Below are 25,158 nucleotides of genomic sequence, written 5' to 3'. Positions count from 1 at the left end.
TGACCGAAGGCATATCCGGTTAAAGACAAGCGGGGTGCACAGCAGCGAAAGGGCGTAGCGCCTACCCCTTTCGGTCAGGGCCAAACTGGCCGGGCTTGCCGATCAGCAATATCCAGTCGCCATCACCGCCAGCATTCTTTTCTGCGGGGGTACGAAAGGTCAGCGTCTGGCCATCCTTCTGCGGTGTGGCCGCTTGAGTTCCCACACCGGAAAAAGGGTCGATCCAGACAACATCATCGCCTGTTTTCACAACAGCCCTGCTGACGGAAAAGCTGCCTCCTTCACCGTAGATCACGGCTCCCGTCCCGCCTGAAAACGATGCGGCATAGAGGTTTCGCGCATTGGTAATCTGTCCGCTGCGGTCGGGCTGAAGATCGGTCCATGGCAGCACTGCAAACAGCTTTCGCAGAACCGTCATCGACCGCGCACCCGGACTGTTCAACTCCTGCCGCCAGTCACGATCAGAGTCGAACACGCCCGGTCCGCTAAAGTGCCAGATCGGACTATTGCCGAAGAACTGCCCAACTGCTCCAGCCAGCAGCGCACCATAGGCATTCTGGCGTATCAATTGCGCCTTTGTGCCGTGCTCGTTTTCATAGAGCGTTTCGATCAGAATGACCGGCAGTCGGTTATCTTTGGTCTGGGCAAGCACCGCGCTATGAACATCGTCATAATCATAGACGGTATCGATGGAGAGCCACTTGGCGTCGGACCAGACCGCGGCGGTATTGGTATTGCGCCGCGTATGCACGGTTTGCAGCGCATTTGGCAAAACCGCCGCGATGCCTTCGGCCAGACTGGACACCAGCCGTTTATCCGGTGCATCAAAATCGCCGCCCAACACCCAGACAATATTGGTATATTTGGCAAAACGTCGCGCAATGGCTTCGCCATAGGCGCGCATCCGTTCCGGCCCCGCGGCTTCGATTTCCAGATACCAGCCCTGCCCGCCGCCATTGGCACCGAGATAGGCTGGGGCCAGCAGAACGACAAAACCAAGCGCCTGCGCCCGTTCGATCACCCATGCGGCGTGGTCAAAATAGCGTGGATTGACTTCGCCAAATGCCGTGTCTTTAAACGGTTTGTCGCCATAGGCGTTGGCAGGCGGATTGCTGGAAAACTGATGTTCCAGAAGATTGACCAACAAGGTGTTGAAGCCGCGTTTGCGACGGTCTTTCAAGTAGAGATCAGCGTCATCGCGTTTGAGCTGGACGATCAGTGACCAGGCCGTATCGCCCTGCATCAAAAATGGCTTGCCCGACGCATCTTCAAAATAGCGGTGATTTGCGCTGACATGGATCGGAAGCCTGGCCTCTGCGGACGCTTGCGCCGCTCCAACCAGCGCCAGGAGTCCAAATAGACCTGCCAGCATTCCTCTCACAGCGTCGCGGGCGGACATGCATTCGCGCTTTCATTGAAGCGGCGATAGACCACCTGCGATGGACGTCCGGTCAGATAGGTCCCGACACCGTCATTCAACGCCCGCGCGTAGATGGCGAGCGCACCGTCAATCGCATCGATCGTCTTCGCAATATCGTCATCGCTATGGGTATAGCTGACCACCAGTGAAGGCATCAGCACGCCGCGCCGGATGGTCTCCTGAAGAAACAGGGAGCGAAATGCCTGTGATGGCGCACCGGTTTCGTCCAGCGTCGCATAGGCGAGGCAACTGCCGCGTCCAACCGTGCTGACATATTTGCATAAGCCATGGCGGGTGATTGCCTGGTTCATACCGCTCGCAAGCTTGGCCCCCTGTCCGTACAGGTGCTCAATGACCGGTTCATCGCGATAAACCGCCATTGTCGCCATGGCAGCGGCCATGGCGTGGGTCTCGGCGCCATGCGTGGTCGACAGCAGAAACACACGTGGAAACTCGGTCTGGCTGAGACCGCCGAGCTGCATATATTCCGCCTTGCCTGCAAGCGCCGAAATGGCAAAACCATTGCCGAGCGCCTTGCCGAAACAGGAAAGATCCGGAACGATATCGTAGAGTTTCTGGGCCCCCTGCCTGTGCCAGCGGAAGCCAGTGATCATTTCATCGAGCACGAAAAGCGCGCCATTTTCATGGGCGATGCGCATCGCTTCATGCAGAAAATTGTCCTTCGGATCATCAACACGGGCCGGTTCCAGAATGATGGCCGCAATACGCCCCGGATAATCCTCAAACAGAGCCTTTACGCTGGCGATGTCGTTATAGCGGAAGGTTGCAGTCAGGGCAGAGACCGATGCCGGAATGCCAGCATTCATTTTCGTCGTGCCAATGAACCAGTCATCGGTGGAGAAGAACGGATGATCCCCGCAGCAGGCAATCATGTCACGCCCGGTATAGGCGCGTGCCAGACGCATTGCGCCGGATGTTGCGTCCGAACCATCCTTGCAGAACTTGACCATTTCGGCAGTGTCGATCAGTTCGAGAAAGCGTTCCGCGCAATCCACCTCGATGGCGCTTGGGCGCGTGAAGTTGCACCCGTCCTCCAGCGCATCGCGCACAGCCTTCAGGACCGGCGGATAGGCATGGCCCAACCCCACCGCCCGGTTGCCCATGCCATATTCGATATATTCATTGCCATCGACATCGACGACATGCGAACCGCAACCGCGCTGGATGAATCCCGGCGCCAGAACCGGGTATTGATCATCGCCCTTGGCATAGGTGTGGCAACCACCGGGAATAAGCGCATGGGCCTTGCTGCCCAGCAATTGGGAATTGCGAAACTGCGATGTGAACAGATTCATGGCGAAATCCTTCAATTGCCAGGGCTTACAGCGCATTGATTACGCGGCGGACCATCCAGCATTTACCCTCTCCCGCACGCGACGCAGCCAGTTCTTGACAGGTTGCGGCAAGTGACTACGCAAATTCTTATGCAGCGCATTCGGCATGGACCATTGCGACAACGCCAATGGTGGCGCAATTTCGGGGCGCTCCCGGTGCAGCTGTTGCAGCAGGTTTACGTAGGCGCCCCCGACAATATCGCTGTCGAAAGTTGACGTGACCTTCTGGACGGCGGCTTCCGCCATGCGGTTGTGGAGATGCGGATCACCAGCTAGCCGGTCGATCTGCGCCGCTGCCCGCCCGCAATCGCCAATGGGAAAAAGCATCCCGTCTTCGCCATCGGTGACGATCATATCCGTCACACCCGTAATGCGCGATACGATGGCAGGACAACCCTGACTCATCGCTTCCATCAGCGTCATCGGGCACCCTTCGTAGCGCGACGGCATGACCAGCGCATCGTGCTGGCTGACCAGCCATGACACATCAGAGGGTGCAACCCAGCCGGTAAAGCTGACCTTGTCGCCAAACGGTTCGAGCTTGTGGCGCAGCGCTTCTAGGTCCGGTCCATCGCCTGCAATCGTCAAATGGTAATTGCAGGTGAGCCGCCGCAGAATGCCCGGCAGCCAGAACACACCCTTGGAACTGTCGTCGATACGGCCAAGATGCAAAAGCCGGATTGGCTTCCCATCCGCGCTACGCGATGGCGCACGTCCGACATGCGGATCGCGGCTCAACCCGTTCGGGATGACCAGCGTGCGCCCGGCGTCAAAGCCATAGCTGCGCACAAGATCATCGCGGCAGCGCCTGGACACGCCGACCGTCGCGTGAACATGATCCCGAATTGCCCGCGCCGCCTCGTAGGTGCCGGGCGTGATGCTGTGGACGATCATGATGCGCAAAATATCGGCGGGCAGATAGCGCACGAGATTGGTTTCGAAGCGCTGCGACAACACGTTGACGAAAACGGCGTCGAAGCAATTATCGCGCAGAAAATCTACAATGCGTTTGGCCCGGGTTTCTTCATCGAGAACACCCATCCGGTCAATGGCATCGCCCTGCCGTTCGGCATCCTCCAGCCCCTGCCCTTCGGGCACGCTGACGGTATCGCCCGCAGCACCCGTCGCAAGCCAGCGCAACTCAATATCCGAGCGCGCAAGCGACGCACGCATCCGCGTGAATACCGAATATGTCCCGCCGATGTGCGGGCGCACGAAGTAGGCACATTTCATCGTAAACACCCCATAGCCCCGGAAACAGACTTCGAGGGAAAATGTCCCTCGAAGCCTTGTTCCGGTATATCGAGGGGGCAAGTTGATATACCGCTGCCAGTGTATCGAATTTGCAGGCAGGCGCATTCTGGCCATGAGGGGTAAGAGAGGTATGCACCATCCTACATTAGACGATGGGCTTCCCCCTTCTGCCAGTTTTCCCGCGCGGTAATCCAAGAGTACCGTGCACATGGCGCTTTGGGGGCGCTTTGGACGCGCTTCTGGAGACACCCGCATGAAAATTGGCCTTTTCGGACAGTTCGGTTCCGGCAATGCAGGCAATGACGGCTCTCTGGAAGCCATGCTGCAATTACTGAAACGCAACTGCCCCGATGCGGATCTCTTATGCATCTGCGCGCGGCCCGATATCATTTCAGAAAAATACAATGTCGCTACAGTGCCGGTGGGAAACCCCGCGCTCGAAAGCGACCTGTTCCGCCTGCTCGACAAGGCGCTGCTGAAGCTGCCGCGACGACTGGCTGGCTTTCTCACCGCCATCTCGGTCGCGCATGGTCTTGACCTCATCATTGTGCCCGGCACCGGCATTCTCGACGATTTCAACGAAGGGCCGTTCGGTTGGCCTTTCGTCATCATGCGCTGGTGTCTGGCCGCACGTCTCGGTCGTGCCAAACTCGCCTTCGTTTCCGTTGGCGCCGGGCCTGCCGACCATCCGGTCAGCCGTTTCTTCTTCCGCAAGGCCGCACTCACGGCGGCATTCCGCTCCTATCGCGATGAAATCTCCCACGACTTCATGAAATCGCTCGGAGTCAATTCAAGCAGCGATGTGGTGAGCGCAGACATAGCCTTTGCGCTGCCCCCCGCCAGCAACGCGGCGCATGACAGCGTTGCCAGACGCGTGGGCCTCGGCGTCATGACCTATCGTGGTTGGAAACGGCATGAGGCCAATGCCTCGAATATCTATGAAACCTATCTCGGCAAAATCGCCGAACTGGCTGACAAGCTTCTGGCCAGCGGGCGCGAAGTGCGGCTGCTCACCGGCGACAAGGGTGATCTTCAGGCCATCAACGATCTGCTGCCGCGGATTCAATCACCGGATGCAGCGAAGATCATCGTCGAGCCCGTCGCGTCCCTGCATGAGTTGATGCAGCAAATCGCGCAAACCGATATTGTGGTGGCAAGCCGCTATCACAACATCGTCTGCGCCCTCGCCATGGGGCGTCCGGCAATCTCGCTCGGCTATGCCGCGAAAAACGAAGCATTGCTGCACGATACGGGCCTGGACGGCTTTGGCCATCATATCGAACGGTTCGATACGCAAACCATTCTGGCCCAAATCGACGACATGTTTGAGCGGCGTGAAGAACTGGCCGAAAAGGTCGAAGCCGGAGTGGCGCAATACCGGCTGAAGCTTGCCCAGCAGGAAGAAACGCTGCGCGCCCAACTTCTCACAAAACGGAAGGGTGTCCTGTTAACGGCGCCCAGCCGCCGCCAGAGGGCGAGCTAGCATCGTATCGACATAGCTGCGCAATCGTCGCTTCGTATCGGGCCGATGCAGGAGATAATTGACTGGCGGGATAAAGGCCGTCTGCGTCCGCTGCGCCACCGCAAATTTCAAAAGCTGCCACCACGCCGGATCACCACGCATCATGTGGGATATGGCGGACCAATAGGCCCGTTCGGCGATGCCCCGACGCGCCATACGATGCAAGGTATCGCAATCGGGCAGAACACGCCCTTCTCGGGCAAAGAAATACTCGCCCGCATCCGCCGTGTGCTGGATATGCAAGAGATGCGTATCGCGCAATTGCTGCGAACGGTTCTGCCCATGCGAGCGCGTTCCGCCCTGAACACAGTCCAGTTCGGCAATCCTCCCCTTCAATCCAAGTCGCAGCCACATGTGATAATCGTCGCTATGCGGCAACGCCTCGACATAGTGTCCCGCAGCTTTCTGCGCCGCAGTACGGACAACCATCGCAGAACCCGGCAACTGAAACACGCCGAGCCGACAAAAGCGCTCGATGAAGGCAGTGCCGGTCTCGACGCGGCAAGGCACATCGTCCGGCTGGGACGGTATGGGAGGGATCGGCGCATCACCATTCACGGCAACGTCGCGTCCATAGGAAAAGGCAATCGTCGGGTCCGGTTCCATGACGGTCAGCGCCCGGCGCAACGCACCGGGAACAATAAAGTCATCAGAACAGAGCAGAACAAAATAGTCGCCGCTCGCCCAATCGATACCGTCGTTAAACGAGGCGTGTTGCCCCTTGTTGACAGGCCTGAGCAACAACTCCACCCGCGCATCTTCGGCAGCAAGAGCACGCGCAATATCGGCACTGTCGTCTGTTGAGGCATTGTCGATGATCAGCACCCGCAGGTTCTCAATATCCTGCGACAGCACGCTGCGAACACAGATGCCGAGATAGCGTCCATAATTGTAATTCGGAATGACAACATCGACACGTGGCGACCCCATCCTCGATCTCCTTATTCAGCTGGCGTGGAGGTGGGAAAACGCCCGCGCCCAAACCGGCCAAGGCGGCTTACAACCCGGCTCAACGCCCATCCGAGAACCGGCGTGATTTCCGATGCGAAAGGATGGCGCGTGATCAACACTGCGCCAAGCCAGCTGGCCATGCCTGCAAGGCCGATGGCGATGCCCATGCCCCAATGAACTTCAAACGTGCCTGCAGCCGCAACCATTGCGAGCGGAATGGCCATGGTGAGAAGCGTGACGAAGCCGCTGCGCAACAGTTCCGCCCCCAACATGCGGTAGGAGAACGGCACGTGCTTGCGCACATAGACCACTGAAATCACCATCTGGAACGGTGTGCTGATGAACAGACTAAGCGCGACCGCCATCAGGCCATGATAGGCGGCGACGCAGAGAATGACTGTGGTCACTACACGCGAAATCAGGTTGGACACGAAGGCATCGCGATTGGCTCCCAGCGCCATCAGCAACGGATAGGTCAGGATGATGGGAATCCAGAACACGCTGGCAAGGCACATGATCACGACAATCGGCGTTGCGTCATACCAGTCAGGCCCCAGCACGATATGCACTGCCGGGTAGGCGAGCAACGCCAGAAGCATCTGCGCAGGCCAGTAAACCACCGAAATATAGGACAGCGCCCGCACATAAGACTGCGCTATATCCACACCCGCCCGCACCTGCGCGGACAACATTGGAAAAGCGACAGTGAAGATCGCCGATAGAAACACCCGGTCGGGCAAACCGCTCAGCGTATTGGCGCGATTATAGATGCCGACGGAGGCAGCAGGCATGAAACGCCCCAGCATAAGCTGCGGAAACGTCTCGCAAATTTTACTTAAGCCCGCACTGCTGCCCAGATACATGCTGAACTGCCAGGCGGTGCCGATGCTGGCAAGTGACGGGCGCAACAGGCGGGCCAATGGGTAGAGCGCTGCCGCGAAAGCAGTGGTGACTGCCGCCGCGGCCAGTGAACCGAAGGCGAAGCACATATGACCGAAACCCCACCAGGCCATTGCGATCGTGACAACTGCGCCGCAAACCGAACCTGCCGTGCGAATGCGCGCCAGAGCGCCGAAGGCCATGTCGCGGCGCAATAACGCGACAACCGGCAATGAAACGCTTTCAATCACTGCCGCGATGATGGTGACTGTGAGAAAGAGTGAAAGCATGGGGTCGTGATAGGTGACGGCGAAATAGTCGCGCGCCAGAAAGAGCGCCACCGCCAGAACCGCCGTAACGCTCATCAAAAACGTGAATGCCGTCTGGATATCGCGATCCTCGACCTTCTCGATCCGGATCAGGAATTCAGCGCTTGCGAATTCGCGCAGCGAAAACACAATTGCCGCAACGCTTAGGCCAACGACGCCCATGCCTGTCTCGCTCGGCCCCAGAAAACGCGAGACCGCAACAACAGTCAGAAAGTTGCACAGTAATCCGGCATATTGCTCAAGCGTGGCAATCACGAAGCCTCTGCGATGATTTTTCATGATCCGCTCCGTGCAATGAAGAACACCGGGAGCGCCGACATTTCCGGCAGACAGTTTTCCAAGATGCGATACCCCCTCGCAACCGTGCAGGGCGGTAAAGTCCGCCCGGCTTCCCGGCGCCTTTCAGAATAGCCTTTCGCCCACAGCGGGAAATGTCACCGTTGGTATTAGCGCCTGACCTGAAAGGGGTATGCCGCTCGCTCTAAAGCCAAGTCGTGGGACCCCATCCGACTGGGTAAAAATTCCAGAACATCCTCAATGGAATCGCGACGCGGTTCGGTTGGGAAAAGCAGCACGGAAATTGAGCGGTAGACTTTGTTTCGCGCCTCGGAGGAGACATGAGCAATCTTTCCTGGATCACGCTTCTGGCCTTCGTCCTCTCGGTCGCCTTTTGCATCGGCTTCCGCGAGCTGGCCCGCGAATGGTATCTGATCGATATTCCAGACGACCGAAAGCGGCACGACGGCGCAGTGCCGCTATGCGGCGGCATTGCGATTTTTCTTGCCTTCGCCATCGCCGCTTCGATTGTGCAGGGCACATCCGATCAGGCAAATATTCTGCAATTGCTTCCCGGTCTGGCGCTGGTTCTTGTCACAGGCGTACTGGATGACCGCTTCAACCTTCCGGTGATGCCGCGTCTTAGCGCACAGTTGCTTGCCGCCGCTCTTATAATCGGAATGGCGGGTATTGAGCGGCTCAGTCTCGGGATGAATATCGCCTTGCCTTCCACCGGCCTGACCGCAGAAAGCGGCACCATCTTTCTGGCCGGTCCACTTTTCCTGTTGCTGGCGCTGACGTTCATTGTCGGCCTCATCAACGCGGTCAATATGAGTGACGGCGTTGACGGGCTGGCAGGCGCGTCGAGTGCCGCCGCCTTTTTCTGGCTTGCCGTGATTGGCTTCGACTTTGGACAGCATCGGCTCGGCCTTCAGACGCTGGCGCTCGCCGCAGCGTGTCTCGGCTTCCTCGTCTTCAACATGCGCCATCGCTGGCGCATGAAGGCCAGCCTCTTCCTAGGCGATGGTGGGAGCACCCTTCTTGGTGCGGCCCTTGCGGGCACATCCCTCATCCTCGCAAGTGGAGAACCCGCCATCGCCTTCCCTGTTTTGCTGTGGGTCGTCGCCGTTCCCGTTATCGATACGTTGAGCCTCATCATCCGCAGGCTCGCCGTGCGACGCAGCCCGTTTTCCGCCGACCGCCAGCATCTGCATCACCTGTTGATGGATGCGGGCCTCAGTTGCGGGCAGACAGCCATGGCCGTGATGGCGCTCAATCTGCTTGCCGGAGCGGTCGCCTATATCGCGATCCGAACCGGTGTTCCCGCATGGATCATGCTGGTCTCGCTGCTGCTGCCAGCGATACTGCACACGCTTTTCGTGCGGCGCATGACCCGAGGCCAGCGTCCCGCTGTCGTGGTTGCCGCGACAATCGCCGAGACGACCAAAACGGCCAAACCCAATCTTACATTTCCAGGGACCACGACATGACCGTTTCTGCACTCATCATGACATTCAACGAGGAAATGAACCTCCCCGCCTGTCTGGAATCGCTCGCCTGGTGCGATGATATCGTCGTTCTCGATTCATTCAGCACCGACCGAACCGTGGAAATTGCCAAGGCTGCGGGCGCCCGCGTCTACAGCCACGCTTATGATACGGAAGACCGCCAGCGCATGTATGGACTGACGGAAATCAAATTCAAGCATGGCTGGGTTTATACGCCCGATGCCGATGAAGTGACGCCGTCGGATCTGCGCGACGAAATGCTGGCGATTGCCGCCGACCCGGACCGGCCGGAAGTGTTCTTCAAGGCGCGCTACAAGAACATGTTCATGGGGCGCTGGATTCGCCATGCCAGCCTTTACCCGACATGGATAACCCGGCTTGTCAGGCCCGATCGTGTCCGCTTCGAACGCTCCGTGCATTCACGCGCCAGCGGCGGGCCGGGCGGCGAATTGCAGGCGCATTTCATCCATTACAGTTTCAACAAGGGGCTGGAAGCCTGGTACGCGAAACACAACCGCTATTCCTCGGTGGAAGCGGATCTATCCGCGGCACGGCTTCTTGAACGGAGCATTGACTGGGGCGGCATTTTCTCCACCCAACCGGAAAGACGGCGGCGCGCCCTGAAATCGCTGTCCTACAATATGCCTTTCCGTCCAAGCCTGCGCTTTTTCTACATGTATGTGCTGCGGCGCGGCTTTCTCGACGGCAAGCCCGGCTATCTCTATTGCCGCCTTCTCGCAGCCTATGAGTTCATGATCGTGGTGAAGATGGAAGAGCAGCGCAGCCGCCAGAATGCGCAGCCTGCCCGCCCTTCAGTGCAACAGCGAACGCTGGACGCCAAAGAACCGGAGCGACGCATGGTATGATGTTGCTCGCCATTCTGCCCTGCGCCGTGTTCTTCGGACTGGCCGCCATGTTCTTTTCCGAACCGTTGCTGGCACTGCCGGATGACGGAAGCCGGGCCGACGTGATCGTCGTGCCGGGCGGCGATGGTCCGCCACGGGCAGAACAGGCAGCCCGTCTTTGGAAGGAAGGGCGCTCGCCCTATATCCTCGTCACGGGCGATGTTGACTGCCTGTTCAACAAGCAGATCATCGTGCGGGAGGGTGTGCCGCCATCGGCCATTTTGGCGGAATGCTATTCGGGCAGCACCTGGCAGAATGCGCTCTATTCGGCCCCTATGATGCGTGAAATCAACGCGAAGAGCGCGCTCATCGTCACCAACTGGTACCACTCGCGCCGCGCCGTCGCGAGTTTTCGCGCCGTTTGCCCGCAGATGCATTTCATGTCAGCGCCTGTCAATGACAGCGACGTCCATATCGGCTTTCCCACCACACGCACAGATGCGGAGGTGATCGCGAAGGAATATGTCAAGCTTGGCTGGTATCTGCTTTCGGGGCGCATCTTCCCGCAGGACCTGACCGGAAACAGCCCCGCGCGCTCCATGTCCGCAATCTGCCAATCAACGGAGGGCGAGCAATGAATCTTTCCCTCACCTGGATATTCGTTCTTCTCGTCGCGGCATTTCTGGCGGTCGGCTTTCTCGGACGTCCGGAACGCATGTATCAGTTTCCGTTTCTGGCCGGTGTGATGACATTCGGCTTTATCTTGCCGCAGGTACCCGCGCTCGTGAACGACCCGTTTCTGCCAGCGGGAGCCTATGCGAAAACGATGGTCATGGGCATATTGGCCTTCCTCGCATTGGCGATGGGCTGGCAGATGGGGAACCGGCCTCTCAAATTCCTCACCATGAGTTTTAGCGAAAGACGGCTCTTATGGGCCGCAGCCGGGCTGTCGGTTTTCGGCGCGTCCTTTTATTTCCTTTTGAGCCGCCTGCCCGGCGAAGTGTCCATCGGCGTGCAGATGACGGGCATGCCGGTGATATGGCTTTTCTTCGCGCAGCTGATGCCCTATGGCCTCGCCATCGCGCTTCTGTGCTTTGCGCGGCGCAGTTCCTGGCTCGCACTGGGCATCATCCTGTTCGATCTGGTGTTCTATCTGGACCGCATTGTGGTCACCGGCAAACGCGCCGAGGCCATCCAGCTTCTGTTGATGTTCTTGCTCGCCTTCTGGTTCTATCGGCGCTGGGTGGTGCCTCGCACATTGATGTTCATCGGCATTCTTGCAGGGACATTCCTGATGACCAGTATGGGCGATTACCGGCAGGTGACACGTGCTGCATCCGGCTTCGTGCTCGACCAGATTCTCGACATCGACTATGCCGCCAATTTCGAGGAAACGCTCGAACGCGGCGGCCCGGAAATGCGCAATGCCGTGTTGCGCATGGATGAGATCGACCGGCGGCTGGAGTTCGATTACGGCAAGTTCCACTGGAACCGGGTTATCTTCACCTATGTTCCCGCGCAGTTCGTCGGTAGCCAGATCAAGGACAGCCTATACCTGTCCACACCCAAGCCCGACCGCAATTACAACCCGCTGACCGGCACCACTGAAACCGGCCTGATCGATGCCTTTTCATCATTCTGGTATTTCGGCGCGCTGAAATTCCTGCTGTTGGCATGGATCATAAGGCGTCTCTGGGAAACGGCCATGGCGGGCGAAATGCTCGGCCAATTGATCTACATGTTCTCCATCGTGCCTGCCATGCACGCCATTTCGCATCAGACGGATTGGGTGATCACAGTCTGGATCCATATGGCCCTGTTTCTCATTCCGATCTTGTCGCTCTGCGTCATTCGCAACCGCTCCGTCCATTTGCCGGTATCGCCGCCACGCCATGCTCCGGCGTCCGGCTCGATACCCCACCCATTGAGGGGATGACCATTATGACCGCCATGCCCAATCCATCCCGCCCCCGGTCGGCAGCACCCATTGCCGGACGCAAAAGCGCCTCGCGACCAATGGAAGGCGGGGCGACATTCACCTTGCAGCATCGGCTGCAACGTCTCGGCTGGCAAATGACGTGGCTGGCGCTCGCCGCCTGGACACCTTCGTTTCTCTGGCGCTGGCGCGGCATGGTGTTGCGGCTGTTCGGCGCCAAGATTCACAGGACAGCCATTGTGCGTGGCAGCGCCCGCATCTGGTGGCCGGGCAATCTTATCATGGGTGCGCATTCCTCGCTTGGCCCCGGCGCACAATGCTACAATGTCGCCAATGTGACGCTGGCACCCTTTGCCATCGTCTCGCAAGGCGCGCATCTCTGCACGGCGGGTCACGACATTGACCGCGCGGATTTTCCGCTCACGGCGTCGCCGATCCATATCGGACCGCATGGCTGGATCGCCGCAGAAGCGTTCGTCGGCCCCGGTGTAAGTGTGGGTGAAGGCGCAGTGCTCGGCGCGCGTGGCGTCAGTTTCCGCGATATGGAACCATGGACCGTCTATGCCGGAAACCCGGCAAAAGCCGTACGGCAAAGGCGGAAAGCAGTGTGATGATTACGGATTAAACCGGACCCATCCGGCGCTCGCGGATGAGGCCATAGCCGTTGCCGCCCATGATCGAGCCTGTCTTGCGCTTCTGATAGGCCTGATAGGCGTCGATGGTTTGCGCTGCAATACGCGGCCAGGTGTAGTTGTCACGCACCAGCTTGTGGCCCGCCTCGCCCATCCAGACCGCCCGCGTGGGATCGTCCAGAATCTGCATCAGCCCTGCCGCGAGGGCTTCGGCATCCACTGCGCAGACCACGCCCGCTTCCGCCTCGGCGACTTCCGGAAAATGACAGGCATCGGTGATCACCACCGGCACACCGCAGGCGAGCGCCTCGGTTATGGCCACGCTGAACCCTTCCTGCCGACTGGGCAGACAAAAACAGGCCGCCCGTTTCAGCGCTGCAATTTTGTCTGGACCATAAAGGCCGCCAACCAGATGCACACGCTGTTCCAGCCCGTATTGCCGGATCTGTTCGCGAAAATCATGTTCGGCGCCGCCATCCGGTCCCGCAACCACGAGATCGACATCCGGCAGGATCGGTGCAACCCGCCGATAAGCATCGGCCAGAATGTCGAGACCCTTCTTGTAGTGCAGCCGCGACAGAAACAGAACAAAGCGCCGGTTCGGCAATTTTGCCAGAGTTGCACTGTTTGCGCCGCTGGCGTCACCTTCAACTTCATTGAGGAAAATGCCATTCGGAATGATCAGGCTTGGCGGCTTCAGGCCCAATGGCCGCATCAGCTCGATTTCATCGCGGTTGAGCGCCTGAATGAAGGCCGCACCATCCAGCATCCGGCGAAATGCCAGAGCGAGCGCCAGCTTTTTCTTCCACGACCGTTGCTGCATGCTCCACACATCGAGCATACCGCAACAACAGATGCAGTAAGGCACGCCGAACCGCCGACACAGCATGGAAGCTCGCAGCAGGTTTGTTTCCCAAACACCGTGCAGATGCACAAAATCCGCCGAGCGGATCAGTTGCGCCATCGCCTTTGCCGCACGGCTTCCCAGCAGCATTTCCCGCAAATCGGGCATGGGCAACAGCAATGTCTGCACCTTGTCAAAATCCGGTATTGTTTCAGCCGCCTTTGCAGCGCGGCGGTTCACGTCTTCGTCGCTATAGCTGACAATCGTCACTGTGTGCCCCAGCGCGGCCTGCGCCGCTGCAAGCCTGACAATGACGGCCTGCGGACCACCTTTGGCGGGATCGTAGGAACCGATGACGTGAACGATCTTCATGCCGCCAATCTCCGTGTGTGCTGCGAAAGTGCTGCAACAAGCCGCTCGCCATAGCGCGCAACCGTATAATCGGCGGCGCGCTCGCGTGCGCTGTCGCTCATCCGGGCCAGCATGGCCGGATTGCCCGCCAGTTGTTTGAGAATATCCGCCGTCTCAACCACATCGCGTATCGGCACGATGTAGCCATCGACACCATGCCGCACGACGCTGCCGGTATTGTCCGTACAAATAACCGGCAAGCCCGCAGCCAGCGCTTCGTAGACGGCGGTGGCTGATCCTTCGCAAAGCGACGGCAACAGAAACACATCCGCCCACTCAAATTGCGCCTGCATTTCACTGCGCGGGATCGGGCCGGTCAGCTCCACGCTGGCCGACAGGGTCGCAACCGCTTCTGGCTGCACGTCAATCGGCCCGACCATGCGAAACTGCGCGATATCCCGCACCGCCTTGGCAACCGCGCCGACATAAGGCGAGCCTTTGCGCAGCCCCACCGCGCCAACCGTCAGCACCCGCAGCGGTCCCGGCAAGCGTGGCGACCGATCGAGCGGAAAGCGCTTGTCCACTCCATAGGGCACGACCACCACCTTATCCGGCTGACATCCGGCCTCGATCACATGGCGCGCCACAAATTCCGAAGGACAGACCACAGCGTCGGCAATGGCCCATTCGGCCCTTTCGCGTGCTGCAAAGTCATCGGCATGCACATCGTCTGCAACGGACAAATGCCAGCCGGGATTGAGCACTTCCTCCTCGCAAGCCAACTGATCAACGACGGTACGCGGCGCAATCATCTGTTCCACGGCGGTCCACAGCCCGGCCTGTCGCGCTGCGGTCAGCTGTTCCAGCGCCTCACCGCTGAAGGCATAAACCCCGCTCGCACCATGGAACCCGCTGCCCGCCACGAGTTGTCCGAATCTTTGCCCCGCCCAGATGGCATTGGCTGTCGATTTCGGTCCGGTCTGGTTGGCGAGCCTGCGCACAGCCGAATGCAGGCCGAAGCCCGGAAAAGTCGTCATCTGCTCCTGCGGGATGCCTTGTGGCGCGCGTCCGATCAGTCGCCGCACGGCGGTTGGAAGCATCGTCGGCGGCAACCCGTTCAGCAGACGCGGCCAGCCTTGCAGCGCGCATATATCGGTATAGAAATGCGCGAGCCGCTGCCGGTCGGCAAAAATACGCGGTACGGCATAATGCATACGCGCCCCAAGCTGGCTGACGACAACCGAGCCATCCATCATCGAAGCTCTCCCGACTGGAATTTGCGATCCAGAACCGGCATTGCTGCGGGTACGCTTTTCTCTTCCAGCCGCGCGACTGCCGTTTGCCACATGGCTGCACCATATTCACGGGAATAGGCCGTCTCCATCAGATAGCGCGCATTGTTGCCCATGGTCATGCGCCCAACCGCCGAATGGCGCAGGTGCAAGACGGCGTCAACCAGACGATCCACCTCGCCCGGGCGCAGTGCTGCGCCACATTCAAAATCGCGAACAATGGAGCCTATCTCGCCATCGGGATCGCCAATGAAGATTGTCGGACGGCCCGCTGCCAGAACACCGTAGAACTTGCTCGGCACAATGCAGTGTTCCAGTTCCGGCTTGAGCGACACCAGATGAACATTGGCGGCGCCGAGGCTTTCGGAGAGTTTTTCGACAGGCTGAAACGGTTTCATCATCACATTGGTCAAGCCGCGCCGTTTGACTTCGCTTTCGACAAAGCCGCGCTGCTGCCCTTCCCCAATCATCAGGAAGACGATGCTTTTCATATGTTTGAGCCGTTCGGCTGCATCAAGGACAGTCTGGAATTCATGCGCCCGCCCGAAATTGCCGGAATAGCCGATGACGAATTTGCGCCCCAACCCCCAGGCGCAGCGCAGCGGATTTTCCGACGGGGCGACAGGCATGATCTCGTTGCGATCCGCCCAATGATGCACAACGCTTAAATTCTCGCGTGCTATGCCCGTTGAAGACAGATAACGCGACATGCGCTCAATGGGGCAGATCGTCAGCGCCGACTGGCGCATGGACCAGTTGCGCAGCGCCAGCGCCAGCCTTGCCGATGCGCTGCCCGGTTTGACCAGCCCAAGTTCCATGGCGGTTTCCGGGAAAAGATCCATCACCCAGTTGACGAGCTTTGCCCGCCGAAGCCGGATCGGCAGCGCAGCCGAAACCGACAGCAAAGGCGGGTCGGTGCAAATCACGCAGATATCGTCCTTGCGGGCATGGGTTGCGAACCAGGCCGCAGCGGAAAGGTGGAACGTGGCATAGTCGACCGCCCGTCCCGTCAGTTTTCCGCGGCCGAAGCCGGAGGTCCAGATGCGATGCACATCGACACCGTCAACCGTCTCTCGCGCGGGCAAGGTTTCTTTCCGTTTGTCATGAAAACTGCGGCTGGCCAGAACCGCCGTTTCAATGCCCTCGCCCACAAGCGTCTGCGCCAGACTAGTGACCATGCGGCTTGTCGCGGACTGGTCCGGATAGAAATAGCGATTGGCAAGCACAACGCGCATGAGCCCCGTCTCCCGTCTTCTCGACCTTCGTGAAGCCAGCATCGCAACAGCGGGTCGTTTATCGCAAGAAACCCAAAGGCATGGGCGGCACGCCAAGCGGGCGAAGTGCCTACCTCTTTGGGTGCATCGGTGCATATCGGACGCCGTTGCCGCTTCACCCGAAGAGGGTCCGGCACGCCTGTCCTTGCCGTTTTGGAGCCGTTCTGCCGCGACACGAAATCGGTAAACATGCTCTCATGGATATTCTGGACGGAGGGCAGTCCCTTGAACGATAGATTGCACGATAGCTTGCATGATAATCAGCGTGAGAAAGTCGCACTCATCATCGGCGTCACCGGTCAGGATGGCGCCTATCTGAGTGAACTCCTGCTCAAGAAGGGCTATCGCGTTCACGGTCTGAAGCGGCGTTCGTCTTCGTTCAACACCGGACGTATCGATCATCTTTATCAGGACCCGCATGATGAAGACGTGCGTTTTCGCCTGCATTTCGGCGACCTGACCGATGCCACCAATCTGTGCCGCGTCATTCAGGAAGTGCGCCCGGACGAGATCTATAATCTCGGCGCGCAAAGCCATGTGCAGGTGAGTTTCGAAACGCCGGAATATACCGCCAATACCGATGCGCTCGGCACGCTCCGCCTGCTGGAATCCATCCGTATTCTGGGCCTCGGCAAAACCAGCCGTTTCTATCAGGCTTCAACTTCGGAGCTTTTCGGCAATTCCTCGCCGAACGCGCAGAACGAGCATACACCATTCATGCCGCAGAGCCCTTATGCTACAGCGAAGCTCTATGCCTATTGGACCACGGTGAATTATCGCGAGGCCTATGGTTTCCATGCGTCGAACGGCATCCTGTTCAACCATGAAAGCCCGCTGCGCGGCGAGACTTTCGTCACCCGCAAGATCACTCGTGCCGTCGCAGCCATCGAGCGCGGTTTGCAGGACAAGCTGCGCCTTGGCAATCTGAACGCTCGCCGCGACTGGGGCCACGCCCGCGATTATGTGGAGGGTATGTGGCGTATCCTGCAGGAAGAAACGCCCGACGATTATGTGCTCGCCACCGGCGAGACGCATACGGTGCGCGAATTCGTCGAACATGCCTTCAAGGCTGTCGACAAGCAGATCGAATGGAAGGGCGATGGCGTAGAAGAAATCGGCATTGACCGGAAGACCGGCAATTGTCTGATCGAGATTGATCCGCGTTATTTCCGTCCGAATGAGGTGGATTTCCTGTTGGGTGACGCCTCGAAAGCCCATGACCGCCTAGGCTGGCAGCATACGACGGGCTTCGACAGCCTCGTCGCGGAGATGGTGGATTGGGATTTGCGCAATATCATGCGGGAGGCTGGGCGCAATGACTTCTACGGACAATGATGTAACCACAGAACCGGTCTATTCACTGGCTGGCAAAAAGGTCTTTGTTGCGGGTCACACCGGTATGGTCGGTTCAGCCATCCTGCGCCGTTTGCACGGCACGGATTGCGACATCATCACCGCAGCGCATAGCGCGCTGGACCTGACCCGTCAGGGACCGACCGAGAACTTCATCACGGGTCGCAGGCCAGACGTTATCATCATCGCCGCAGCCCATGTCGGCGGTATTCTCGCCAATGCGCAGTCACCCGCCGATTTTCTCTATGACAACCTCGCCATCGGCATGAATGTCATCCACGCGGCGCACCAGACTGGCGTTGAACGCCTGCTCTGGCTGGGGTCAAGCTGCATCTATCCACGCGACGCGGCGCAGCCGCTGACCGAAGACGCCCTGATGACCGGGCCGCTTGAAGCGACCAATGAGGCCTATGCCATCGCCAAGATTGCCGGGCTGAAATATGCCGAAGCTTGCGCGCGCCAGTTCGGCGACCGCTTCATGACGGCGATGCCGACCAATCTTTACGGCCCGAATGACAATTTCGACCCGAAGACTTCGCATGTGCTGCCAGCGCTGCTGCGCAGGATCCATGAAGCCAAGATCATGGGCGCTGAACAGGTGACATTATGGGGCAGCGGCACGCCGCTGCGCGAGTTCCTGCACGTCGATGATCTGGCCGATGCCTGCCTGCATCTCTTGCAGTTTCACGATGGATTCGAGCCCGTCAATATCGGCTCCGGCGAGGAAATCTCGATCCGGGATCTGGCGCTGCTGATAGCCCGTGTTGTGGGCTATGAGGGCCGGTTCGAGCACGATCTGAGCAAGCCGGACGGCACGCCGCGCAAGTTTCTCGACACATCTCGCATGGCCGCACTCGGCTGGAAGCCGCGCATCAGCCTCGAAGACGGCTTGCGCGCTGTCTATTCCGCCTGGGTGGAAGAAAACGCTGAAGCCGTCGCGGCATAGTGACCGCGACCGATCCCCCTTCACTGATGTTGCATCAACACCCCTCATGCTGAGGAGGCGCGCAGCGCCGTCTCGAAGCACGAGGGTTCCAGATGTGAACTGGCTTACGACGGCGACGTGTTGATTTTGCTCATATCGAGTTCGATACGCAGAATGTCGCCCGGTTTGATTTCCGTCCGTTCGTTACCGATAATATCCTGAAACGCGCCGTTTACGTTGCGGCTGATTGTGAAGATCAGTTTCTTTCGCATATCGGCTGACGAGATATTGCCGGACGACTTGGCGATTTCCGCCATGGTTTGTATCTGGGCACCGCTGCGCCGTTCCATCCGCGCCAGATTGAGATCGACTTCCTGCAAGCTGGTTGCCGCATCGCTGCGCCGGACTTCTTCCAGATTGGCGATGCGCTGCTGCATGGCGAGCTGGTTTTGCCGTGCCCGTGCCAGAAACGAAGCCAACTCCAGCGCATCACGGCGTGTCGCCGACAGGTCACGCTCCTGATCACGCAGGTTCGACTTGGCCGCGAGGCCACGATCGACCAGCGACCGGCTGGAATCGACATTTTCCTGCAAGAGCTGGATTTCCGTATCGTGCAGCTTGATGCTTTCCTGCAGGGTGTTGATTTCGTCGCCGTAGCTTGAGACCTGCGCCTCAAGCGCCTGCCGTTCGGCTTTCATATTGTTGCGACGCACATCGAACAGTGTCCGCTCGCCCTCCAGCATATGCTGAACCATCACCTGATCGTCTTTTGATACGTTGGACTGCTGCGATGGCGTGTAGTCAAAATCGGTTCCCTGCAGTTCCGCAGCCAAGCGCGCCCGGCGGATTGTCTGGGCGGAAATCTGCAATTGCAGATCGGAATATTCCTGTTGTGCGGCAATCAATTGCATACCGGCAGTTACGGCAGGCGCTTCGCCCTTGCCTGCGCCACCACCCAGCGCCATCAGCTCCAGCGCAACCATGCCCGGCCGATACTCGTATTTGCCGGGTGCCTTGATATCACCCACGACAAAGACCGGCGCATATTGGTTGATCGTCGCCGTCACCGTCAGGCCCGGAATATGCTGCGACAAAGACGCTGCGATCTTCTCGCTGATTTCAGTTGTCGTGAGACCGCGAACGGGAATGCTGCCGACAACGGGATAGCCGATGTTTCCATCCACATCGACAGGATAAAGCCCGGTCAGCGAAGGCTGGCCGTAGACCGTGACCAGCAAGACATCATTGGAACCGATGCGATAAATCTGCCCGTCGGCCAGCGCCATGCTGCCCGCGCCGAGGAACAGCATCGCGGAAAACACCGATGCATGTAAATGGCGGGCGAAACGACGCTTATATGGAATTTTCGGCATGGCCCCCTCCTAAACTAAACCTGTCTCTGGTTTTGATCCGGCGCCAGATCCGGCGTTCGGCTGCGGCGCTTGAACAGCCCGGAAAACAGGGCGCGGACCGTTGCCAGCGTGCTTGTCACCCGCCCGGCATAGATGGCCGGGGCCTGACTGACGACAGCGAGCGCGGGCTTGCGGCCAAAAGATGCCAGCGTCTGCACCAGCGCATTGGTTGCGCTGGAATCGCGCCGGTCATCGCTGACCACAAGAAGCGCTGTATCCGTAGCGCGCGACATCAAAATCGACCGCTTGTCTTCCTTGAAGGGCGGTAAATCCACCAGGATGATCTTGTGATCGGCGCGCAACTGCGCAATGAGCCCACTCAGCCAGTCGCCTTCCAGCGCTGGCTGGTGCGGTCTGATAATATCGATACCGGAGCCATGGTCGTGGATCAGCGCCGCTCCGCTCAACTTTTTGGCTGTAGCGGGTGGCTGCAAATCCCCGATGGGCAGACCGAAAGCCGCACAAAGGCCTGACTGGCCGTTGGTCGCATCGATCACCGCAATCGATACACCGCTCGCGGCAAACTGTTGGGCGAGCGCGGTGATCACAAGGCTTTTGCTATCGGCATCGGATAGCGAAATCACCGACAAAGCAAGTGAATCACGCCCCCGCGTCAGAACCCGCAAACGATCATGCACAGACTTGATCGCACGACCAAAAGCGCTGGCCGGGTCCAGCCCGCCATTGATCAACAGCGGTACGGTCAAGCGTGGCGTGTTGGGCAACAAGGTGGCAGCCGGAATGCCCGGCAAGGCCAGCGATGAGGTCTGGGCTGGCCTGATCCGGTCGAAGGTTTCCTTCAGCATCGTACCGGCAACGGCGAAAAGCCCACCCAGACCGATGCCCAGCAACAGCCAGTTCATCAGTTTCGGGCTTGCCTTGGCCATGGCCGGTTCTGCACTGGAAATAAGCTGCGCTTCCGCCGAGGCGATACCATCCTGCTCGATCAGCTGCTTGTATCGCGTCAGATAACTTTCATAGACAACGCGGCTGGCATTGGCTTCGCGGTCGAGCTGTGCCGCCGTCACCTGCGCCTGATTGGCGCTGGCAAGGTCAGCTTCTGCGGCCTTCAACGCTTGCTCAAGACTGGTCCGCCTTTGCCGGGCGATCTGGATTTCATTGCCGAGGCTTTGCACGATCTGGTCAACCTGTCCAACAATCTGCTGCCGCAGCGCGTCGCGCTCTGCCGTCAAAACAGGTATCTCGGCGCTCTTCACGGCGCCATTTGTCTGCAATTCACCAAGCTGGCGCTCAACACGCGCCTCTTCATTGCGTAATTGCTGGATCGCCGGAGACGCCAGAACTTCAGCCAAGGCCGGTGCATCGCTGCTTCCTTTCAGCGCCTGTGCGGTCTGCAATCGAGCCTCTGCCGAAGACACAGCCCCGGTTGCCGCGACAATCTCCGTATTCAAAGCCGCAACGCGCTGCGCCTGAAACGTCATCTGCCCCTGATCGCCCGCCAGACCGGATTTCTGCCTGAAATCTTCCGCAGCCCGTTCGGCTGTTTCGAGATCGTTGCGCAATGTGACAAGCTTTTCACCCAGCCACTCGCTGACGCGCTTGGCCGCCGATTGCTGAACATCCACCTGATGGTCGAGATAGGCGTTCGCGAACGCATTGGCGACCTTCGCCGCATAGACCGGATCGGATGCCCGATACGAAATGAAAATCGTGTAGGACCGGCCGTCATTGGTAACCTGCAACCGCGAAAGCAGAAGATCGATCTGATCCCGCTCACGTGCAGCGGCGTCGCTATTCGGTGTGGCTGCGGGGGGCACCGTGACGCCGTCCGCCTGCAAAATATCGATCACCTTGCGCGCCATCATCCGCGAATTGATGATATCCAGCTCTGAACGCAAAACCGGACTATCTTGCGGCAGCGGCGTAATGGCACTTTCGCTTGGAAGCGCCTGCAAGCGCCGCATATCCAGAACAACCACCGCCTCCGAAACATAGGAGACAGGAGCATTCATGTAGCCCAGACAACCAACCCCTATGCCCACCAGAACGGGCACGGTCAGCATCAGTTTTCTGCGCTTAACAGTATCCAGAAGGTCGGCAACCGGCTGCCGCGCGCTTCCTGACGAAACGTCGGAGATAATCACAACAGTGCTCCTTCACGGGAAGATCAGCTAGGACTTAACGTTGCTTACAGTTCGGAAAATGAGGTTTCCGAAGGGAACAGCTCGTTAATGATGCAGGCGACTTCCGTGCGGTTCGTGACCTTGAGCTTCTTCATGATATTCCGAATATGCACTTTCACAGTGCTTTCGCGGAGCTTCAGCTCATATGCGATGATCTTGTTGGCCTTGCCGCGACGCAATGCATTGACGACCTCGGCCTGGCGCTGCGTGAACATGCCGCCCAATGGCTGAATACGCTGCGCACCCGTCTCCGTTGCATGGCGGAGAGCCAGAACACTGCTCGCTGGCACGAAGGTGCCGCCCGCCATGGCGAGACGCAGCGCTTCGATGCAGACATTGAGATTGACCGACGTCGGGATATAGCCCTTCACCCCGTGCTCAAGCGCGCGAACGACTTGCGATATTTCTTCCTTGTCGGCGAGAATGATCACCGGCGCAGGCGCGCATTCGGCGACGAGAGACTTGAGATAATTGCCGACCGCCGGGTCGGATACTTTCTGTCCGCCCACATTGAAGAGCACTGCGGATGCGGTCCGGCTGCGACGCTGATGTTGCCATTGTTCGAATGAACTGAAAGTTGCAATGGCCATATCGGCGCAATTATTGGTCAGTCCATGCGCCAGACACTCGCGATCCAGTGCGCGGCTGTCTATGATGACAACCAGAGACTGTTCCCGTTCCTTGGTATAGTCGCGCTGATCAGCAATGCGGCTCGTATACATGTTGCGAGAGTTGAGGCTCTCTTCCTTATCCTTGAACTGTGCAGAAATATTCATTTTAACGCCCTCTGAATTTTTCAAGAACGCAATCCGTCTCCATGTCTAACCTTCATTAAACATGTGGATTACATGATGTTCTATTTTATGATTGTATTCAGTCGCCCTAAGTTCTTTTATATATCTTATTTTCCTAAATTATTGCCGAACTCCCCCGGGCTGTCATTAACCTAGATTAACGGGCGAATAGAAATATGGTTTAGAGTGTATCCGCTATTCTACCCAATTAGTGGTAGAAAATGCCCCCTTGCCAAATCATTGCCCCTCACGGAAGCTTGTCATCCAATATGACGCGATTTCGTGCAGGATGAGCCGGGCAATCATCCTGATATCCAAACCATGCACCGGGTAACGCCGATGGGGCTGAATAACGAAGACAACACGCTGCTCAATCTTCTCAAGAATCCACCCATCGATGCGACCTTCGAGGCAAATGACCTTAATGTTCTGCGATCGATGCCGGTTTCGACCAGACACTATTCACCGCATACAATCATATCGAGACAAGGTGACTGGACGAATTCGGTGCTCATCATCAATAGCGGGTGGTGCTGCATCTATCGCGATCTGCCCAATGGCGACAGGCAGATTCTCGATTTTCCGATGAAGGGCGACCTTCTGGGTTTCCGCACGGGATTGGGCTTCAACTATTACACGCTGTTTTCCATCACCGATATCTCGGTGCTGGAAATCAATCTCGATACGCTGGTCGAAAACATGCTGAAATCGGCGCGATTGGCCATGGCCTTCATGGAAATGACAGCGCGCCAGCGCACCATCCTGCTGGAGCACCTGATCAGCCTGGGAAGGCGCGCCTCAATCTCGCGTGTTGCGCATCTTCTTCTGGAACTCGGCTATCGTGCCCGGGCCAATGGCACTGGCGACGAGAACGGCTTCTATTGCCCCATCACCCAAAGTGAGCTGGCCGACGCGCTCGGACTGACGCCGATCCACACCAATCGAATGCTGAGGGAACTGCGCGAGGACAATCTGCTGACATTCCGAAATAACGAGGTGAAGTTCCTGAACCGGACGGCACTCATGCAGATTTGCAGTTTCGACGAAAGCTATCTCGCAGCCAATATCTTCGCGAGCATTCACAAATCCAACCGCTGAGCAGCTTCATCCGCCCTTACCCTTACGCTCGATTATCCAACAATATCGGTCCTGTTTATCAAATCTTATCCGGATAGAGGCCAATACTGCGTCTGAGCAATCAGACTAGGAACAACGCATGAGCGGCGCGGAAAGCGAAGAACTCATTCACGTGCTCTATATCACCGCCATCGTCGCTGAAGCGATGACCGCGGCGCTGGCTGCGGGACGCCGCGAGATGGACTGGATTGGTGTTTTCCTGCTCGGCTGCGTTACCGCGCTTGGCGGCGGATCGGTGCGCGATGTTCTGCTCAATCACCATCCACTGTCATGGGTGCAGCATCCAAGCTATCTGGTGATCACAGGTTTTGCGGCTTTGGCCACCATCCTCGTCGCGCGCTATATGCACCGCCTGCGGCAGATGTTTCTTTTTCTTGATGCCATCGGTCTGGTGGTGTTCACGGTGATTGGCTGTGGTGTTGCACTTGGCATGAATATGCCGATCATCATCGTCATTGCAGCGGGCATGATCACCGGCTGCGTCGGCGGTGTTCTGCGCGATGTGCTGTGCAATGATGTCCCGCTGCTGTTCCGTTCGGAACTCTACGCGACCGTATCGGTCGTTACCGGCGGCATTTATCTTGGCGGTCTTTACCTGAATGTCCCGCAAGGCCCCGCCGCCTTCGTGGCGATGGCGGCAGGGCTTGTTCTGCGTCTTCTGGCGCTGCGCTTCAACTGGAGCATGCCCAAATTCGTCTATACGAAAGACCTGCACTAACGTTGTT

21 protein-coding genes are annotated in these 25,158 nt (G+C 58.4%); 10 read left to right on the top strand and 11 right to left on the bottom strand.

Translation table 11 applies throughout. The features are described from left to right. Positions 1-61: 61 nt before the first annotated feature. Genes FGI60_RS01425 through FGI60_RS01415 form a run of 3 tightly spaced genes read right to left on the bottom strand, consistent with a single transcriptional unit; the run spans position 62 to position 4,008 of the window. Positions 62-1,399: an apiosidase-like domain-containing protein gene (locus FGI60_RS01425; protein WP_171058665.1), complete on the bottom strand. Its 1,338-nt coding sequence runs from the start codon at positions 1,397-1,399 to the stop codon at positions 62-64. Continuing rightward, positions 1,378-2,736: a glutamate-1-semialdehyde 2,1-aminomutase gene (locus FGI60_RS01420; RefSeq protein WP_138783602.1), complete on the bottom strand. Its 1,359-nt coding sequence runs from the start codon at positions 2,734-2,736 to the stop codon at positions 1,378-1,380. Before FGI60_RS01420 ends, FGI60_RS01425 begins: the two co-directional genes overlap by 22 nt. A gap of 39 nt (positions 2,737-2,775) precedes the next feature. Then, positions 2,776-4,008 carry a glycosyltransferase family 4 protein gene (locus FGI60_RS01415; RefSeq protein ID WP_138783601.1) on the bottom strand — a complete coding sequence of 411 codons (1,233 nt, stop codon included), beginning with the start codon at positions 4,006-4,008 and terminating at the stop codon, positions 2,776-2,778. A gap of 274 nt (positions 4,009-4,282) precedes the next feature. Here FGI60_RS01415 and FGI60_RS01410 point away from each other — a divergent pair, with 274 nt between their 5' ends. Continuing rightward, positions 4,283-5,512, top strand: coding sequence for a polysaccharide pyruvyl transferase family protein (locus FGI60_RS01410; RefSeq protein WP_138783600.1), 1,230 nt, complete (start codon positions 4,283-4,285; stop codon positions 5,510-5,512). On the opposite strand, the gene FGI60_RS01405 is transcribed toward FGI60_RS01410, so the two are convergent. Both FGI60_RS01405 and FGI60_RS01400 read right to left on the bottom strand, forming a co-directional pair. Further along, entirely contained in the window at positions 5,477-6,481 is a 1,005-nt protein-coding gene (locus tag FGI60_RS01405; protein WP_138783599.1) for a glycosyltransferase family 2 protein, read from the bottom strand. The genes FGI60_RS01410 and FGI60_RS01405 overlap by 36 nt on opposite strands. An 11-nt stretch (positions 6,482-6,492) precedes the next feature. Beyond that, on the bottom strand, positions 6,493-7,989 hold the full coding sequence (locus FGI60_RS01400; RefSeq protein ID WP_138783598.1) for an oligosaccharide flippase family protein: 1,497 nt from the start codon (positions 7,987-7,989) through the stop codon (positions 6,493-6,495). Between the two features lie 338 nt (positions 7,990-8,327). On the opposite strand from FGI60_RS01400, the gene FGI60_RS01395 reads away from it, so the two are divergent. From FGI60_RS01395 to FGI60_RS01375, 5 genes are read left to right on the top strand one after another with little or no spacing between them, the layout of a single operon-like run. After that, complete coding sequence (locus FGI60_RS01395) at positions 8,328-9,476, top strand: MraY family glycosyltransferase (RefSeq protein ID WP_138783597.1); 1,149 nt, start codon at positions 8,328-8,330, stop codon at positions 9,474-9,476. Further along, positions 9,473-10,360 carry a glycosyltransferase family 2 protein gene (locus FGI60_RS01390; RefSeq protein WP_138783596.1) on the top strand — a complete coding sequence of 296 codons (888 nt, stop codon included), beginning with the start codon at positions 9,473-9,475 and terminating at the stop codon, positions 10,358-10,360. The genes FGI60_RS01395 and FGI60_RS01390 overlap by 4 nt, the downstream gene beginning before the upstream one ends. Further along, entirely contained in the window at positions 10,360-10,977 is a 618-nt protein-coding gene (locus tag FGI60_RS01385) for a YdcF family protein (RefSeq protein ID WP_374843205.1), read from the top strand. Before FGI60_RS01390 ends, FGI60_RS01385 begins: the two co-directional genes overlap by 1 nt. Continuing rightward, complete coding sequence (locus FGI60_RS01380; RefSeq protein ID WP_138783594.1) at positions 10,974-12,275, top strand: hypothetical protein; 1,302 nt, start codon at positions 10,974-10,976, stop codon at positions 12,273-12,275. The genes FGI60_RS01385 and FGI60_RS01380 overlap by 4 nt, the downstream gene beginning before the upstream one ends. Before the next feature lie 14 nt (positions 12,276-12,289). After that, positions 12,290-12,886: an LbetaH domain-containing protein gene (locus FGI60_RS01375; protein ID WP_138783846.1), complete on the top strand. Its 597-nt coding sequence runs from the start codon at positions 12,290-12,292 to the stop codon at positions 12,884-12,886. A gap of 10 nt (positions 12,887-12,896) precedes the next feature. Here the strand turns inward: FGI60_RS01375 and FGI60_RS01370 are convergent, their stop codons facing one another. The 3 genes from FGI60_RS01370 to FGI60_RS01360 are packed head-to-tail and all read right to left on the bottom strand — an operon-like array spanning position 12,897 to position 16,629. After that, complete coding sequence (locus FGI60_RS01370) at positions 12,897-14,123, bottom strand: glycosyltransferase (protein ID WP_138783593.1); 1,227 nt, start codon at positions 14,121-14,123, stop codon at positions 12,897-12,899. Further along, complete coding sequence (locus FGI60_RS01365) at positions 14,120-15,355, bottom strand: glycosyltransferase family 4 protein (protein ID WP_138783845.1); 1,236 nt, start codon at positions 15,353-15,355, stop codon at positions 14,120-14,122. The genes FGI60_RS01370 and FGI60_RS01365 overlap by 4 nt, the downstream gene beginning before the upstream one ends. Then, a complete protein-coding gene (locus FGI60_RS01360; protein ID WP_138783592.1) occupies positions 15,355-16,629 on the bottom strand; it encodes a glycosyltransferase family 4 protein in 1,275 nt (424 codons plus the stop codon). The genes FGI60_RS01365 and FGI60_RS01360 overlap by 1 nt, the downstream gene beginning before the upstream one ends. A gap of 288 nt (positions 16,630-16,917) precedes the next feature. Between FGI60_RS01360 and gmd the strand changes: the two genes are divergently transcribed. Together gmd and FGI60_RS01345 are read left to right on the top strand one after the other, a co-directional pair. Next, complete coding sequence (gene gmd / locus FGI60_RS01350; protein WP_138783844.1) at positions 16,918-18,003, top strand: GDP-mannose 4,6-dehydratase; 1,086 nt, start codon at positions 16,918-16,920, stop codon at positions 18,001-18,003. Further along, on the top strand, positions 17,984-18,967 hold the full coding sequence (locus FGI60_RS01345) for a GDP-L-fucose synthase family protein (protein WP_138783590.1): 984 nt from the start codon (positions 17,984-17,986) through the stop codon (positions 18,965-18,967). The genes gmd and FGI60_RS01345 overlap by 20 nt, the downstream gene beginning before the upstream one ends. A 104-nt stretch (positions 18,968-19,071) precedes the next feature. Here the strand turns inward: FGI60_RS01345 and FGI60_RS01340 are convergent, their stop codons facing one another. The 3 genes from FGI60_RS01340 to FGI60_RS01330 are packed head-to-tail and all read right to left on the bottom strand — an operon-like array spanning position 19,072 to position 23,278. Next, positions 19,072-20,319 carry a polysaccharide biosynthesis/export family protein gene (locus tag FGI60_RS01340; protein WP_138783589.1) on the bottom strand — a complete coding sequence of 416 codons (1,248 nt, stop codon included), beginning with the start codon at positions 20,317-20,319 and terminating at the stop codon, positions 19,072-19,074. Between the two features lie 14 nt (positions 20,320-20,333). Continuing rightward, the gene (locus FGI60_RS01335) at positions 20,334-22,463 is read right to left on the bottom strand and encodes a GumC family protein (protein ID WP_138783588.1); all 2,130 of its coding nucleotides are present in this window, start codon (positions 22,461-22,463) and stop codon (positions 20,334-20,336) included. Between the two features lie 44 nt (positions 22,464-22,507). Beyond that, positions 22,508-23,278 (bottom strand): response regulator transcription factor, encoded by a 771-nt coding sequence (locus FGI60_RS01330; RefSeq protein WP_138783587.1) that lies wholly within the window; start codon positions 23,276-23,278, stop codon positions 22,508-22,510. 357 nt (positions 23,279-23,635) lie between these two features. On the opposite strand from FGI60_RS01330, the gene FGI60_RS01325 reads away from it, so the two are divergent. After that, the gene (locus FGI60_RS01325; protein WP_138783586.1) at positions 23,636-24,394 is read left to right on the top strand and encodes a Crp/Fnr family transcriptional regulator; all 759 of its coding nucleotides are present in this window, start codon (positions 23,636-23,638) and stop codon (positions 24,392-24,394) included. 118 nt (positions 24,395-24,512) lie between these two features. Further along, entirely contained in the window at positions 24,513-25,151 is a 639-nt protein-coding gene (locus tag FGI60_RS01320; protein WP_138783585.1) for a trimeric intracellular cation channel family protein, read from the top strand. The last annotated feature ends 7 nt before the right edge of the window (positions 25,152-25,158 follow it).

Origin of the sequence: Brucella haematophila (assembly GCF_005938105.1) — a bacterium.
GTDB classification, from domain to species: Bacteria; Pseudomonadota; Alphaproteobacteria; order Rhizobiales; family Rhizobiaceae; genus Brucella; species Brucella haematophila.
The sequence above is the reverse complement of the archived record's forward strand: the minus strand, read 5'-3'. Positions and strand labels throughout refer to the sequence as shown.